This window comes from Biomaibacter acetigenes (assembly GCF_003691585.1).
Classification (GTDB): domain Bacteria; phylum Bacillota; class Thermosediminibacteria; order Thermosediminibacterales; family Tepidanaerobacteraceae; genus Biomaibacter; species Biomaibacter acetigenes.
The window spans coordinates 1,301,509-1,316,928 of record NZ_CP033169.1 but is presented as its reverse complement, the minus strand read 5'-3'; the positions used below and the strand labels follow the sequence as shown (position 1 = coordinate 1,316,928).

The window sequence follows — 15,420 nt, the reverse complement described above, 5'->3', positions numbered from 1 at the left end:
ATATTTTTGCTTTCCTACGCATTATAAAATCACTCAAGGAAATCCTTTAATTTTTTACTCCTGCTGGGATGGCGGAGCTTCCTCAAAGCTTTAGCCTCTATCTGGCGGATTCTTTCCCTGGTAACGCCAAACACCTGGCCCACTTCCTCCAGGGTCCTGGGTTTGCCGTCATCCAGTCCAAAACGGAGCCTCAAAACTTTTTCCTCTCTCGGTGTAAGGGTCTCCAGTACATCTTCCAGTTGCTCTTTCAAAAGCAGATAAGCGGCTGCGTCAGCAGGGGCCTGGGCATCCTCGTCGGGGATGAAGTCTCCCAGATGACTGTCTTCCTCTTCGCCGATGGGAGTTTCCAGAGAAACCGGTTCCTGAGAAATCTTCATTATCTCCCTCACCTTCTCTACTGGCATCTCCATTTCCTCGGCTATCTCTTCCGGGAGCGGATCGCGGCCCAGTTCCTGAAGAAGCTGTCTCTGAATCCTGATGAGCTTGTTGATGGTCTCCACCATATGGACAGGTATTCGTATGGTCCTGGCCTGGTCGGCGATAGCTCTGGTGATGGCCTGTCTTATCCACCATGTGGCATAAGTGCTGAACTTATATCCCTTTCGGTAATCGAATTTTTCTACGGCTTTCATAAGGCCCAGGTTCCCCTCCTGGATTAGGTCCAGAAAGAGCATTCCTCTTCCCACGTATTTTTTGGCAATGCTGACCACCAGTCTCAGGTTGGCTTCGGCCAGACGCCTTTTAGCCTCCTTGTCTCCCTTTTCAATGCGCTTGGAAAGATCGATTTCCTCTTCGGCGGAGAGCAATGGCACCTTACCTATTTCCTTCAAATACATCCTTACCGGGTCGTCAATAGCGACGCCCTCGGGTATTGAAAGGTCTATCTCCTCTTCAGGAATCTCCTCCAGCACTGCTTCTGCGGGTACATCTTCAGTATCGTTGATGATCTCGATACCCATTTCTTCCAGGGATTCATAGATTTTGTCGATCTGTTCGGCATCCAGGTCTTCCATGTCTTCCAGGGTATCAAGAATTTCCTTGTATGACAACATGCCATTTTTTTTGCCCTTTTCAATCAAATCCTTTACTGCTTTCATTTTATCCTCACGGGATTTTTTCATATTTTCTTTACCTGCTTTTGCCATTATACTCCCCCCTTCTCCGAAGTAAGGTTCGCCTTCAATTCATCCATTTGGATTTTTAATTTTTGATACGTGTTCAAAAGATTGATGGACTCCTCTCTTTCTCCAATGGCTTCAGCCTTTTTTATTTGCTCTCTCACCTGTTTTATGGCATGTTTGAGATAGTTCTCTTTAATTTTTTTTACAAGCGAATCTACCATATCATCATCCTGAAATTCCGGATTTGTCATGAGTATGCCTGACAGTTCCGAAGAAGCATCCTGGTCCAATAAATTAAATATGCCGTCTGGGGTAATGGATTCTCCTCTCTGCACCATTTCGAAAAGAACCCCGGCTATTTTGCTCGTCCTTTCATTTATAAAATTCGAGGGGGTAAGGTCTTTTATGACCTTTTCCCTGATGGCTTCATCTTCTATTAAAAGTTTTATTATCATTCTTTCGGCTTTATAAGCCCCCGTTATAGGCGATATTTTGCTAAATTCCTTATTATTATCCCTTGTTTGGCTATTTTTATACTTAAATCCATTGTTTGGAAATTGCCTCTTTTTGATTTCATCTTTGAGAACCTGCACCGGGATGTTCAATTCCGTTGCGGTTTTTTGAACATATATTTCCTTTTCCACCTCATTCTCAATTTCGGATAATACCTCGACAGCCCTTTTTATAAATCTAAGTTTCCCATCGGAGTTCTGTATATCCAGACCTTTTTTTGCCAGATTGAGTTTGTAACTCACCAGGTCCAGCGCCCCTGTGAGCTGCTCCCTGAAGGCGTCTCTGCCTTTTCTCCGGATGAACTCATCGGGATCTTTTCCGGCGGGCAGGCTCAAGACTTTTACATTCAAGCCTTCTTTGGCCAGTATTTCCATGCCTCTCAGGGTAGCGGTCTGTCCTGCGGAGTCGGCATCATAGGCCAGTATCACACCGTTGGTGTACTTTTTTAATAGTCTTGCCTGCTTTTGGGTGAGGGCGGTGCCCAGAGATGCAACAGCCTGTGTAAAGCCGTTCTGCTGCAGGGAAATACAGTCCATATAACCCTCCACCACAATAGCATCCAGTTCGGGGTCTTTTTTTATCATTGAAAGAGCATACAGGTTTTCTCCCTTTGAAAACACCGGGGTCTCCGGCGAATTTAAGTACTTGGGCTCTCCGACCCCCACAATGCGGCCGCCAAATCCTATTATGTTTTTTGTTACATCCTCTATAGGAAACATTATTCTATCCCTGAACCTGTCATAATACCCCCGGTTATCCTTCCTGGGTATGACAAGGCCTACCTTCTGTAAATCCTTTATATCAATGCCCTGGGACCCAAAATATTTAATCAGGCCATCCCATGCGGGCAGAGCATATCCCAGTTGAAACCTTTCTATAGTTTCAGGTTTAATACCTCTTTTTGTAAGATACTCTAAGCCTCTACGGCCTTCCCTGGTATTCAATAAAATATTGTGGTAGAACCTTGCCGCCAATTTATTTATACGCAGCTGTTCCCGTCTTTGCTGAAAATCGCGGGTTATTTCTTTGTCATATTTCCCTGAAGGCAGCTTTATTTGAAACCTGTCTGCCAGAAGTCTGATAGCCTCGGGAAAATTGAGGTTTTCCTTCTTCATGAGAAATGTGAAAACATTTCCGCCCGCTCCGCATCCGAAGCAGTAAAACAGTTGCTTTTCCGGATTTACGTTGAACGATGGGGTTTTTTCGGAATGGAAGGGACATAAACCTACATAATTCTCACCGCGCTTTTTAAGGGAAACATACTCTGATATGATCTCCACTATATCCGCTCTTGAACGTATCTCCCTAACTATATCCTCAGAATAGAACCCCATTCAGACCACCGGCTTTAAAAAAAAATTCCCCCACACCAAAGATGAGGAGTATGAGCTTCCCGCTGGCTTTAAAGCCAAACCAGAATATAAAACAGATTGTCGGATAAAATCTCCTCCCATCTTCTTTTTACATACACAATATTCTACGTCAATGTCTATTATTCCTTCTTTTTTGCATTAAATTTTTGTATGGTTTAAAGGCCAGGATGAAGGCATGAAAAATTCTTTGAATTTAGCCAGTGCAAAACTGTCGGTCATACCTGCTATATAGTCACATACGCCCCTTTCCACGCCTTCCTGTTCAGCGATTTTATTGAATTCCTGGGGCATTTTCCCCGGATTTTCCAGGAAAAACTCAAATAAGAGCTTCAACATTATCTTGGCTTTGTTTTCCTGGGCTTTGGCGCTGGACCCCACATATACTTTTTTGAACATAAACTGCCTTAAACCAATAGTGGCCTCACTCACTTTCTGGCTCATCCTGATGGAGGGTTTGTCCAGGCTTTCCTCAATCACATCTTTTATCATGGTATTTATCCGCTGATTATGCCTTTCTCCCAGGATGTCTATCAGTTCCCCCGGCAGGTCCTCGGGTTTTAGCACACCGGCCCTCAAAGCGTCATCTATATCGTGGTTTATATATGCTATCCAGTCAGAAATCTTTACTATCTGGCCTTCCAGCGTGTGGGGACTTCCCCGGCTGGTATGGTTGATTATGCCGTCTCTTACCTCCCAGGTTAAGTTCAGTCCCTTTCCCTGCTCCAGCATGTCCACCACCCGGAGGCTCTGTTCCTCATGCCGGAAACCTGCTTTCATGAGCCTGTTGAGGACATCTTCTCCAGTGTGGCCGAAGGGCGTATGCCCCAGGTCATGTCCCAGGGCAATGGCTTCCGTGAGGTCTTCGTTGAGGCGCAGGGCCCTGGCAATGGTTCTGGCTATCTGTGCCACCTCCAGGGTGTGTGTAAGCCTGGTCCTGTAATGGTCACCTTCCGGAGATATAAAAACCTGGGTTTTATGCTTCAGGCGTCTGAAAGCCTTGGAGTGGAGGATCCTATCCCTGTCCCTTTGAAAATCGGTACGCACGCTGCATTTTTCTTCAGGGACTCTTCTTCCCTTGCTCTGGCAGCTCAGAGTGGCAAAGGGTGAAAGTATATTCTTTTCCAGTTCTTCGGTCCTCTCTCTGAAATTCATATACCGTTCCTCCGGTAAAAGTACCTTTTTTTATTATTCTATACAATTTTCATTTTTCCTCTTTTTGATTCGTACAAATTAAAAAAGGGGCTTGTCGCCCCTTTTTTCATATTTATTTATTCTTTAGCTGTGCCTGAGCTGCGGCAAGTCTTGCCACGGGAACCCTGTATGGTGAGCAGCTCACGTAGTTGAGCCCGATCATATGGCAGAACTCCACGGAACTGGGTTCTCCGCCATGTTCGCCGCAGATGCCTACCATGAGGTCGTTCTTGACTTCCCGGCCGGATTTTACCGCCATCTTCATGAGTGAACCTACACCGTTCCTGTCTAGGACAATGAACGGATCGTCAATCAAAATCTTTTCGTTGATGTAATGTGGCAGGAACTTGGCTTCGGCATCGTCACGGCTGAAACCGAAGGTGGTCTGGGTCAGGTCGTTGGTGCCGAAGGAGAAGAAGTCCGCATGTTTTGCAATTTCTCCGGCGGTGACGCAGGCCCTCGGAATCTCTATCATGGTTCCAATCTTGTAGTCAAGCTTTACTCCTTCTTCTTTAAGGACTGCCGCGGCGGTTTCTTCCACCAGGTCTCTCATGATTTTCAGCTCGTTTTCATGTCCTACTAGAGGAATCTCCACTTCGGGTTCTACCTTCAAACCGCGCTTTGTGAGCTTGCATGCCGCTTTGAAGATAGCCCTTACCTGCATGGCGTAGATTTCGGGATAAAGGATTCCCAGGCGGCAGCCGCGAAGTCCCAGCATGGGGTTAAATTCATGCAGGGAGCGGACTTTCTTGAGCATGCTTTGCTTTTTCTCAAGCTCATCCGTATTTCCCGCGGCTTTTAGTTCGGCTATCTCGGTTATGAGCTCTTCGGCATTGGGCAGGAATTCATGGAGCGGTGGATCCAGAAGGCGAATGGTGACAGGCAAACCTTCCATGGCCTCCAGGATACCCTCAAAGTCTTCCTGCTGGAATGGCAGCAATTTTTCCAGGGCTTTTTCCCTTTCTTCTTTTGTATCGGACATTATCATTTCCTGGACTACCGGCAGCCTATCCACAGCCATGAACATGTGCTCGGTCCGGCAAAGGCCTATGCCTTCAGCCCCGAATTCCCGGGCAACCCTGGCGTCGTTGGGCGTGTCGGCATTGGCCCTGACGGAAAGTCTTCTCACTTCATCGGCCCATCCGAGAAGTTCCTTGAATTCATCCGACAGGACGGGGTCTATCATAGGAACATCGCCCAGTATAACCTGGCCGGTGGCTCCGTCAATGGAAATCATGTCGCCTTTTTTGACGGTGAGATTTCCCACCTGGAATTCTTCCTTCTCGGGATCTATCTTGATGGCATCACATCCGCATACGGCGGGTTTACCCATGCCGCGGGCCACCACTGCCGCATGGCTGGTCATGCCTCCGCGGCTGGTGAGAACGCCCTGGGCCATGACTATGCCGTGGATGTCATCGGGAGTGGTCTCGGTCCTTACCAGAATTACCTTCTGGCCCTGATTTCCCAGTTCCTCGGCTTCATCGGGGTCAAATATCACATGACCGGAACCTGCTCCCGGAGAGGCCGGAAGACCCTTGGCGATAACCTCCACTTTTGCGGCGGGATCGATCCTGCGGTGCAACAGCGACACTACCTGGTCGGGAGACACACGGAGTATGGCTTCCTCTTTTGTGATAAGTCCTTCCTTCACCATGTCCACCGCAATCTTGACGGCGGCCTGGGCTGTCCTTTTACCATTTCTGGTTTGAAGCATGAAGAGCTTTCCGTTTTCAATGGTGAACTCTATGTCCTGCATATCCCTGTAATGGTTTTCCAGAAGCTTGCATACGCCCGCAAACTGCTCATATACTTCGGGCATGACATTTTCAAGTTCTGCAATATTCTTGGGAGTCCTGATACCTGCCACCACATCTTCGCCCTGGGCATTCATCAGGAACTCGCCATAGACTTTCTTTTCTCCGGTGGATGGATTTCTGGTAAAGGCCACGCCGGTGCCTGAGTCGTCGCCTTTATTGCCGAATACCATGGTCTGGACATTAACGGCGGTGCCCAGGGTGTCGGGGATCTTGTTTATCCTCCTGTAAACCTTGGCTCTCTGGTTATTCCAGGATTTGAACACTGCCTCCACGGCCATCAAAAGCTGTTCCTTGGGGTCCTGTGGGAAATCCTTTCCGGTTTCCTCTTTTACCAGTTCTTTATAAAGCTTTATAACCTCCTGCCAGTCTGCGGCAGTAAGTTCGGTATCCTGAGTGACGTTTCTCTTTGCTTTGACTGAATCGATTTTTGCCTCAAACTTGTCGTGTTCAATGCCAAGCACCACATTTCCAAACATCTGGATAAACCTTCTATAGCTGTCATAGGCAAATCGTTCGTTGGCAGTGACGCTGGCCAGGCCTTTGACGCTCTCGTCGTTTAATCCAAGGTTTAAAATGGTATCCATCATACCGGGCATAGAGATGGCAGCACCGGACCTGACCGACACCAGAAGGGGGTTCTGGGGGTCGCCGAGTTTCTTTCCATTTTCCTTTTCCAGTTCATCCAGGGCTTTAAAAATCTGCTCAAGAATTTCATCGGATATCTTTTCCCCCTCCTCATAGTAATTGAGGCAGGCTTCGGTGGTCACCGTAAAGCCCATGGGCACCGGAAGGCCGATATGTACCATTTCCGCCAGGTTTGCCCCCTTGCCTCCAAGCAGGCTTCTCATATCGGCCTTGCCTTCTTTGAAACTGTAAACAAATTTTTTGGTCATGTTTAAAATTCTCCTTTCCTTATGATTTCTAAGATTCTAGTGGCTATTTCTTCCACTGCTTTATTTGAAACATCAATTCTTGGGCAGCCAATTTTTTTCATTATAGTTTCGGCATATTCTATCTCTTTTTGGATGCGCTCGGGACTGGCATAGCTGGCATCTGAGCTCAAGCCAAGGGCTTTTAGCCTTTCCTGGCGGATTTCATTGAGCTTCTCGGGGGTTATGGTGAGACCGATAACCGTCCGGGGTGGAAGCTCGAACAATTCATCGGGCGGTGTAACTTCGGGTACCAGTGGCAGATTTGCCACCTTCAGCCTCTTGTGGGCAAGATACAGAGCAAGGGGTGTCTTTGAAGTCCTGGACACGCCTATTAAAACCACATCAGCCCTGGACAGGCCTCTGGGGTCTTTCCCATCATCATATTTCACGGCAAATTCGATGGCTTCCATCTTCCTGAAATAATCTTCGTCGATTTTATGTACCAATCCGGGCTCCAACTTGGGCTTTAGGTCTGTTATTTTTGAAAGGGTATCCATCATTGGCCCCATTAAGTCCACTATGGGTATGTTGTTTTCCCTGGCAAGATTTATGATGTAATGCCTCACTTCCGGCAAAATAATAGTGCACACTATGGCGCAGTTTTCCACTTCTTTTGCCTCTTCGATAACTTCTCTGGCATATTCCTCGTCAGTTACATAGGGAATCCTTCTGATTTCTACATGGCCGGAATTAAATTGGATCATGGCAGCCCGGGTCACGAGCTCGGCAGTTTCGCCGATGGAATCGGAAACCGCAAAGACTACTGGTGTGGTATTTTTTTCTACTATCATTGTTCCCTCCCTTCTAAGCCTTTCCCAGCTCCACGAATAGTTTGGTTATGGTGGTTTTGGTGACCTTTCCCACCACCCTGTATTTAATTTTATCCCCTTCTTGCTCTATTTTAACCACCGGAAGGGCATCTACCTGATGGTCCACAATCTTTTGAGCGGCGTCATAGGCGCTTTCTTCAGGTGTTACGGTTATCAGGTTTGGCATCCTTGTCATGATGACACCTACGGGTATCTTGTGAATGTCGGCATTGCCGATGGCAATCTTGAGCAGGTCCTTTCTGGAAACCAGGCCCACCAGGCTTCCATCTTCCTGTACCACAAAAAGTGTCCCTACGTCTTCAAGAAAAAGAGTTACGATGGCATCATAAACCGAAGACCCTTCTTTAATAACTACAGGAACTGCTTTTATCTCATCTACTTTAATATTGTTGATTTTCTCAGAAATTATATTCCTTGCGGGCTTGCCCGAAAAAAAGTATCCCACTCTGGGTCTGGCATCAAGGATACCGGACATGGTCAAAATGGAAAGGTCAGGTCTCAAAGCAGCTCTTGTCAAATTCAGTTTTTCAGCTATTTGCTCACTGGTTATGGGCTCGTTTTTTTTAACGATGTCTACTATTAAAGCTTGTCTGGGTGTTAACTCTATCGAACCTCACTCCTTTCCCCGGGTACACAGCCAGTGTATACAAAAAAATCATTTATATATATACTACATTTAATAAAAAGTTCCTCTTTTTTAAATAAAATTTTTAGCAAGGTATGGTGTTATGATGGCTTCAACGGCGGCAGCTATGAAAAGCAGGGGAACCAGTATCCCTAAGGCCAGTACACTGTTTTGAAGGTTCTGCTTTAAAAGTTCGATGCGGCTGTGGTTTCCTGGAAAGATAAGTTCAGCGCCCATCTTCAAGCCAAAGGCTGCGGCTATTATAATTGCCGGCAGTTCCAGTATGCCGTGGGGGAGCATTGCCGCCAGGAAAAAGGCCAATGACCTGCCGTGGTAAAAATTCATAGCCATCACCATGCCCACCGCAAAACCATTGAACAAAATGCCGAGGAGAGGTACCAGCCCGAAAACCACCCCACCGAACATCATAAAAAGCAGCGCCTTTATGTTGTTCTGGAAAATGAGTCCGGTGATGTAGAGTTTGTTCTGTTTACCCATAGCCCTGCTTATCTTCAGAATATTGCCCAGCAGGTTCTGTATATTTTTCATGACCAGTTCGGGATTATACCGGAATATTAAATAACCCAGAACAATGCCGGTTATAAATAAAAATACCGCAAAAACAATATATTTATTCTTCCCTTTAAACGAACCCCATATAGCTTCCATCTATTTTCCTCCAGTCATCCCCGTTTGGACTTTGAGGCAGTTGATATCATCAATGAATTCTATAGTCTTGAGCTTCCGGTCAAGGTGGTGAAGTATAAAAGGGTACAAGGCGTTTTTTAGCTGTTTTTTTACATTTTCCTGTAAGTCAAGGCTTATTAATTCCCTGTAAGGTTTTTTTATGAAGATTCGAAGCGCTGCCACAGCTTCGCGGCTGACATCCACAGCTTTTGTATCTTTTTTAAGGCATTGGGCGCAAAGCACACCTCCCAGGGCCGGGCTGAACCGCATCTTTCCCGATAATTTTTCTCCGCAGCTTACGCAGTGGAAAATCTCGGGGGCAAAACCCTGAATCGCCATAAGTTTGATCTCGTATATGCGGCTCAGCAGTTCCAGGTCACCCCATTCCTGCAGGAAATACAGGGTCTTCAAAAAAAATCTGAACAACTCCTGGTTTTTATCTTCTATGGGGGTGGAAGCCCTGAGCATTTCCGCAAAATACAGCCCGTAAGCCATGTGCTCCAGATTCGCCCTGATTTTGTGAAAGGATTCCTTTATCTCGCACTGGCTTATGTTGTCCAGGTTTCGGCTTTCCATTATAAGGAAATTGCTATAGGTGAAAAGCTGGGTTCCACCGAGCAAGTGGTTACGCGGGCGGCGCACCCCCCGTGCCACTGCGTGAATCTTGCCCTTCACGGGGGAAAAAAGTGTCAGTATTCTGTCCGCTTCCCCTATATTCCTGTGTCCCAAAACTATGGCATCGGTCCTGTAAAGACCCATCGATTTTTCTCTCCATCCAAAAAATGATTTGGTGTAAAAGGCGCTTTCCTGCCGGACCATCTCCCGACAGATGTTTTACAATTTGAAAGGCATCGGCAGGAGGTCGCTGATTTTATAGGTCTTGAAGTTGCCCTCACTGTCTGCCAGCAAAAGGTCCGCACCGGGACAGAGTTCCTGTATTACCTGCCTGCAGGCTCCGCAAGGCAGTGTTATGTCCTGGCCGCCGCTGCTAGTAACCGCTATAGCCTTTATTTTTTCGCCCTCGGAAACTGCTTTGAAAATAGCCACTCTCTCGGCGCATATGGTAAGGCCGTAGGAAGCGTTTTCTATATTGCACCCCCGGTAAATCCTGCCGGATTCAGTCAGGACGGCGGCCCCTACCTTGAAGTTGGAGTAAGGTGCATACGCTTTCTCCCGGGCTTCCATGGCTTCTCTTACAAGAATATCCGGTGAGATTTTCATTGTTCCTCTCCTTTCTCAAATTTACCCCACTGGGGCATAACCTGGATCCAGGTGTTGCCCGGATTTATTTTGAGTTCCGTGCCATCTGTCAGGGTATACACTGTCCTGGAGCTTCTGGAGTCTTTTTTCCACTTAATTTCTTCACAGAATCCGTCACTTATGTAATATGCTTTGCCGGAACCCGTAGTCTTCATTTCCAGGCGGCCTACCTTGTCTATTACTCTGGCATTAACGTACTGGATAATTATATTTTTTACGAAGATGGGCTCCCCGGTTTTTCTATCTGTATGGGGCTTGCCGTTTATATAGCGCTCATATGTCTTTTTTGCGGCATCATATGTATAGCTTACACTATAGTTGTTAAAATATGTTAGTTTAAATTTTTCCAGGGCTTCACCCTGAGGCGGGGCATCCTGCTCGTTAAAGTCCCATACCTTGAGGTCTACCGGTTTTAAATAGCCTCGTTTTTCGGAGGTCCTCAGCATCTTTTCCGTGCTGCTGTAGGCATTGTGAGGCTCTTTGCGGGAGCTGTCCCTCCAGAAGGTCACCCCGTCATATATGCCGTCGATGTCATTGATTTTTAGTTCCTTCAGGTCAGAATAGCCCTGGGGGCTTGCACCGTAATGGATGTATATGCTGTTATATTCCATGGCATAATCTATGAAATATGGTCGGGCACTCCTTATGGGCCCTATCTCATCGATATCTTCACCGAGAAAAAGTGCCAGGAACCGGGTAATACCGCCTTCAGCCAGGATTTCATATACTACACTGGCCTTATCCAGGCCTGACTGGGGCCTTGCGTGATATTCGTTTTCCACCATGACCGCCAGAGGCCTTTGATTTATGTATTTCACATCCATATCAGCCAGCCCGGTAAGGGGATTTACGGCTTTTGGGGATTCCGGTGGTTCCGGCGGAGAACTTTCAACGGTTTGTTTTGGACCTTCGCCGGCATTGGTGGGATTTTGAGCGGGTGTGTTTACATTTTTTTTGCCGCAGCCGGACTGCAGGAATAATATTAAAAGAATCAGCGCAAATACAATCCAACGGTTCCTCAGCATTTTATTCCTCCTTTGATTTAATCTTGAGAAGTATAACATATATTATGACAATTATAAAACCCACAAAGAAGATATGCTGCGGCGCATTCCAGACCCTGAAAAGAAAAAACCTGGTGAAGTAATACAGTCTTTTATAAAAATAAGGTATCCCACCACAACGGCGTTCAAAGCCGATATCAATACCGCACCGGCCGCCACATTTTTGGCTATTTCCGCCAGCGGGTGGTATTTTTCCGTCACCAGGTCAACGGTGGTTTCAATGGCTGTGTTGATCATTTCCGTTATTATTACCAGAGCTATGGTAAAGAATATTATTAAAAGTTCAATGGCGCCGAAATTAAAAAAGGGGCTGACAAGAAGCACCGTTATCGCAGTCAAAAAGTGTATCCTTATATTCCGCTGGGTTTTAAAAGAGTAAATTGTGCCCGAAACTGCGTACTTGAAGCTTTCGAGAAGAGTTCTTGATTTTTTCATATTGTTCAAATTGCCCCTCTTGTCAGGTCAAAGGCCTTTAAAATTTCTTCTTCCTTTTGTCGCATGATTTTCCTGTCTTCCTCTTTTTCATGGTCATATCCCAGGAGGTGCAGCACCCCGTGAACCGCCAGGTAACCCAATTCCCTCTCGAAGGAGTGGCCATATTCTTCTGCCTGCTCTCTGGCCCTTTCCACCGAAATCACTATATCCCCAAGGAGTTGTTCGGCCCCGGGGTCTCCTTCAATGGCCTTCTCTTCAGGAACGCTTTCCCTCATGGCGAAGGAAAGCACATCAGTGTGTGTGTCTTTTGCCCTGTATTGCCGGTTCAGTTCCCTGATATAGGCATCGTCCACCAATACAACGCTCACTTCCGCATCCTGCGGGACCTGTTCCCTTGCCAGCGCAAATTTTAAAATATCCGTAAGCAATTGTTCAAAGTCAGCGCTAATATCGATTTTCCCCTGCCAGCTGCTGATAATTATTTCAGGCATTTTTAGCTTGCTTTCCCTCCAATTCTTTCAATCTATCAGGATATTCTATGCGGGTATGGAATATACCTGTCAGCACCCTGGAAAAGGCTCCGGCAATTTTATCCAGTTCTTTTAGCGTCAGATCGCTTTCATCCAGCTGTCCATCGGCCAGTTTATCCTTTATAATCTGCCGGATCAGGCCGTCGATTTTACCGGAGGTAGGGCTTGACATGGACCTGACAGCGGCTTCGGCAGAATCTGCCAGCATTACAATGGCCACTTCCCTGGTCTGGGGTTTGGGCCCTTCGTAGCGGAAGCTGGCCTCATCGGGCTTTTTATCCGTACCAGTGGTAGCTTTATTGTAAAAGAACGAAAGCAGGGTGGTGCCGTGGTGCTGGGCTATAAAATCCCTTATGCTTGCCGGAAGCCGGTATTCCCGGGCAATTTCAAGGCCGTCTTTTACATGGGAAGTTATAATCAGAGCGCTCAGTGTGGGGTTGAGCTTGTCATGGGGATTATCGGAAGTAAACTGATTTTCGATGAAAAAGTACGGCCTTTTAAGCTTTCCGATGTCATGATAATTGGCTCCCACCCTGGCCAGGAGCGGGTCTGCCCCAACAGCTTCTGCGGCGGCCTCCGCCAGATTGCCCACTATGATGGAGTGGTGGTAAGTTCCGGGGGCATCTATCATCAGTTTTCTCAGGAGCGCCTGGTTTGGATTTGACAGCTCCAGTAGTTTTATGGAAGTGGTTATGCCAAAGGCACTTTCCAGAAAGGGAAGGGTGCCTATGGTCAGCACCGATGATAGAATGCCGCTGATAATGCCCCACGAACTCTGTCTTAAGGTAGTCCAGAGGGGATTGTTGTTCAAAAGCCCTATGCCCATAATGAGGGCAAAATTCACCAGTCCTATTATTCCTCCGGATTTGGTCAGGTCAACCCTCTGGGATACCTTTACCGTGCAAAAAACTCCCGCCACGGCGCCCAGAAAAGCCACCACGGAGAAAATAAAGTCATTGCCCAGCATTATGCCCACCGCTATGCTCATAATAAAGCTGGAAATGATGGCAATAAAGGGATTGATTAAAATGGATATGAGCATACTACCGGCAGCCAGGGGTATAAGGAAATTTGAAATGGCCTTTATGCCAATAGAAATAACAAGAGTCGATAAAATGATGAGCGCCAGAAGGCTCAAATACAACTCATTTTCATAAAGGCCCCTGTGAAAAAAGTATATGGCAACGGCAAGAATTCCTTCCAGTATTGCCACCATGAGCATAGCCCCTGCAAGAAGGCTTAAATTTACACGCCTATCCTGAACCAGCAGCCCGAGTTCTTTTAACAGTTCTCTCTGTTCGGCGGTAACGGTTGTCCCCTTTTCAATCAATATTTGGTTCCGGGCTATCTTTACCGGTTCCACGGCATTCATGGCTTCCTGTTGCTCTTTTTCGGTGGCCTCTCTGTCGTACACCATATTGTATTTGATTGCCGAAAAGGCTATATCTTCTCCCATGTTTTTTACTTCCTGGGGGAGCTTGATATTTCTGAATTCCTCGATGATATAGGCTTTGGCCCTGTCAATAGAATCCTCCTTGACCCCGCCTTCCATTACCTTTTCCAGGATGGCCTTTGTTATGGTTTCCAGTTCCCTCAGGCTGGAGTTGTCCATCTTTACTGCCTGGACATAAGTTTCCTCAGACAGGTTTTTGTCTATCATGCGCTTGAGGGCATTTGCTTTCCCCTGCTCATCGAGGTAATCCCGTGAGCGCACCTGCCTTATGCTGTCGAAAATTTGTGTTATCTCATCCTTGGATTCCCGGGTAATATTGTGGTCGAGAATATATTTTTTGGATACGGAATCAGCCGCAGCCTGCTGGAGCTTGCGGGTGGCCACGGTGTTTATGGCATCTTTCCGGGCCCTGATGTCCTCCTGCGCCACATCTCCCACTTTTAAATCGTACTTCTGAGGCAGAATGCTGGCATATACCAGAGCCGTTAATGCCAAAAAGAAAAACAGGCCTAGTGCCATTTTCCTGATAAGTTTATTATAAAGTAATGTCATGTGGGCCTTCTTTTGGCGCAAGTTGCTACTGACAGCCACAAAATCACTCCCCGCATTGCTGGCGCTTTTCTTCAAACTTCTCGTAGGCCTTTATGATTCTCTGTACCACTTCATGGCGCACTACATCTTTGTCATCGAGGAATATGAATTCGACGCCCTTGACATCTTGCAGCACCTGTTTTACTTCTTCCAGGCCGGAGAAGACCCCCTTTGGTAAATCGATCTGGGTTATATCCCCGGTGACCACCGCCTTGGAACCAAACCCTAACCTGGTAAGAAACATTTTCATCTGTTCGGAAGTTGTATTCTGAGCTTCATCCAGGATGATAAAGGAATCGTCTAAAGTCCTTCCCCTCATATACGCCAGAGGAGCCACTTCAATCAGGCCTCTTTCCATAAGGCGTCGGAAAGACTCCACTCCAAGAATGTCATAAAGGGCATCATAAAGCGGCCGAAGATATGGATCCACCTTATCCTGCAGGTCGCCGGGCAGGAAACCAAGCTTTTCTCCTGCTTCTACCGCCGGCCTGGTCAGGATGATTCTGTTCACTTCTTTTTCCTTGAAGGCTGTCACCGCCATGGCCATAGCAAGATATGTCTTCCCGGTGCCGGCAGGCCCTATGCCAAAGACCACATCATTGCGTTTGATGGCCTGCACATACAGCTTCTGGCCGATAGTTTTGGGTTTTATAGGTTTACCCCGGTGTGTATAGCAAATGACATCATCATATAAGTCTGTGATTTTTTCCCCTTCGCCGTCTTTTACGAGGCCTGCAAAATATTTTACATCCGCTGAAGTCAACTGGTTGCCTCCTCTTATAACTTCCATCAACTGGTTAAATAGCTTTTGAACCGACTCCACATTATCCGCGTCGCCTAAAATGGTTATATTGCCATCCCGGGTCAGAACTCTGACCTTGAATGCCTCTTCTATGAATCTTATGTTCTCGTCCCTGTTTCCAAACAAAAATGCCAGGCTGTTAATATCATCTACCGTCACTCGTGCTTCTGCGAGGTTTTTCCCCAAATTTTCT

General features: G+C 46.8%; 14 protein-coding genes. All 14 read right to left on the bottom strand.

Annotated elements, in window-relative coordinates; translation table 11 throughout:
- Positions 1-29: 29 nt before the first annotated feature.
- On the bottom strand, positions 30-1,121 hold the full coding sequence (rpoD, locus tag D2962_RS06420) for an RNA polymerase sigma factor RpoD (protein ID WP_222927749.1): 1,092 nt from the start codon (positions 1,119-1,121) through the stop codon (positions 30-32).
- 23 nt (positions 1,122-1,144) lie between these two features.
- Positions 1,145-2,968 carry a DNA primase gene (gene dnaG, locus D2962_RS06415; protein WP_120766982.1) on the bottom strand — a complete coding sequence of 608 codons (1,824 nt, stop codon included), beginning with the start codon at positions 2,966-2,968 and terminating at the stop codon, positions 1,145-1,147.
- A gap of 177 nt (positions 2,969-3,145) precedes the next feature.
- Complete coding sequence (locus D2962_RS06410; protein ID WP_120766983.1) at positions 3,146-4,159, bottom strand: deoxyguanosinetriphosphate triphosphohydrolase; 1,014 nt, start codon at positions 4,157-4,159, stop codon at positions 3,146-3,148.
- A 112-nt stretch (positions 4,160-4,271) separates the two neighbouring features.
- Complete coding sequence (gene ppdK, locus D2962_RS06405) at positions 4,272-6,911, bottom strand: pyruvate, phosphate dikinase (RefSeq protein ID WP_122014522.1); 2,640 nt, start codon at positions 6,909-6,911, stop codon at positions 4,272-4,274.
- Between the two features lie 2 nt (positions 6,912-6,913).
- Positions 6,914-7,741, bottom strand: a complete 828-nt coding sequence (locus D2962_RS06400; RefSeq protein WP_120766985.1) for a pyruvate, water dikinase regulatory protein — start codon at positions 7,739-7,741, stop codon at positions 6,914-6,916.
- A 13-nt stretch (positions 7,742-7,754) separates the two neighbouring features.
- Positions 7,755-8,387, bottom strand: a complete 633-nt coding sequence (gene ccpN, locus D2962_RS06395) for a transcriptional regulator CcpN (RefSeq protein WP_120766986.1) — start codon at positions 8,385-8,387, stop codon at positions 7,755-7,757.
- Positions 8,388-8,477: 90 nt separating this feature from the next.
- A complete protein-coding gene (locus D2962_RS06390; RefSeq protein ID WP_120766987.1) occupies positions 8,478-9,074 on the bottom strand; it encodes a stage II sporulation protein M in 597 nt (198 codons plus the stop codon).
- Positions 9,075-9,851 (bottom strand): DNA repair protein RecO, encoded by a 777-nt coding sequence (gene recO, locus D2962_RS06385; RefSeq protein ID WP_122014521.1) that lies wholly within the window; start codon positions 9,849-9,851, stop codon positions 9,075-9,077.
- 75 nt (positions 9,852-9,926) lie between these two features.
- Positions 9,927-10,313, bottom strand: coding sequence for a cytidine deaminase (gene cdd / locus D2962_RS06380; RefSeq protein ID WP_174232499.1), 387 nt, complete (start codon positions 10,311-10,313; stop codon positions 9,927-9,929).
- Entirely contained in the window at positions 10,310-11,377 is a 1,068-nt protein-coding gene (locus D2962_RS06375) for a DUF3048 domain-containing protein (protein ID WP_122014520.1), read from the bottom strand. The genes cdd and D2962_RS06375 overlap by 4 nt, the downstream gene beginning before the upstream one ends.
- Positions 11,378-11,428: 51 nt before the next feature.
- The gene (locus D2962_RS06370; protein WP_122015753.1) at positions 11,429-11,851 is read right to left on the bottom strand and encodes a diacylglycerol kinase; all 423 of its coding nucleotides are present in this window, start codon (positions 11,849-11,851) and stop codon (positions 11,429-11,431) included.
- A 5-nt stretch (positions 11,852-11,856) separates the two neighbouring features.
- On the bottom strand, positions 11,857-12,342 hold the full coding sequence (gene ybeY, locus D2962_RS06365) for an rRNA maturation RNase YbeY (RefSeq protein WP_122014519.1): 486 nt from the start codon (positions 12,340-12,342) through the stop codon (positions 11,857-11,859).
- The gene (locus D2962_RS06360) at positions 12,335-14,425 is read right to left on the bottom strand and encodes an HD family phosphohydrolase (protein WP_245984928.1); all 2,091 of its coding nucleotides are present in this window, start codon (positions 14,423-14,425) and stop codon (positions 12,335-12,337) included. Before D2962_RS06360 ends, ybeY begins: the two co-directional genes overlap by 8 nt.
- A 4-nt stretch (positions 14,426-14,429) precedes the next feature.
- Positions 14,430-15,413, bottom strand: coding sequence for a PhoH family protein (locus D2962_RS06355; protein ID WP_122014517.1), 984 nt, complete (start codon positions 15,411-15,413; stop codon positions 14,430-14,432).
- Between the last annotated feature and the right edge of the window lie 7 nt (positions 15,414-15,420).

Coding starts and splice junctions, on each gene's coding strand:
- ppdK (WP_122014522.1), bottom strand. CDS start 6,911: ATGACCAAAAAATTTGTTTACAGTTTCAAAGAAGGCAAGGCCGATATG.
- D2962_RS06410 (WP_120766983.1), bottom strand. CDS start 4,159: ATGAATTTCAGAGAGAGGACCGAAGAACTGGAAAAGAATATACTTTCA.
- D2962_RS06390 (WP_120766987.1), bottom strand. CDS start 9,074: ATGGAAGCTATATGGGGTTCGTTTAAAGGGAAGAATAAATATATTGTT.
- recO (WP_122014521.1), bottom strand. CDS start 9,851: ATGGGTCTTTACAGGACCGATGCCATAGTTTTGGGACACAGGAATATA.
- D2962_RS06400 (WP_120766985.1), bottom strand. CDS start 7,741: ATGATAGTAGAAAAAAATACCACACCAGTAGTCTTTGCGGTTTCCGAT.
- D2962_RS06370 (WP_122015753.1), bottom strand. CDS start 11,851: ATGAAAAAATCAAGAACTCTTCTCGAAAGCTTCAAGTACGCAGTTTCG.
- cdd (WP_174232499.1), bottom strand. CDS start 10,313: ATGAAAATCTCACCGGATATTCTTGTAAGAGAAGCCATGGAAGCCCGG.
- ybeY (WP_122014519.1), bottom strand. CDS start 12,342: ATGCCTGAAATAATTATCAGCAGCTGGCAGGGGAAAATCGATATTAGC.
- D2962_RS06375 (WP_122014520.1), bottom strand. CDS start 11,377: ATGCTGAGGAACCGTTGGATTGTATTTGCGCTGATTCTTTTAATATTA.
- rpoD (WP_222927749.1), bottom strand. CDS start 1,121: ATGAAAAAATCCCGTGAGGATAAAATGAAAGCAGTAAAGGATTTGATT.
- dnaG (WP_120766982.1), bottom strand. CDS start 2,968: ATGGGGTTCTATTCTGAGGATATAGTTAGGGAGATACGTTCAAGAGCG.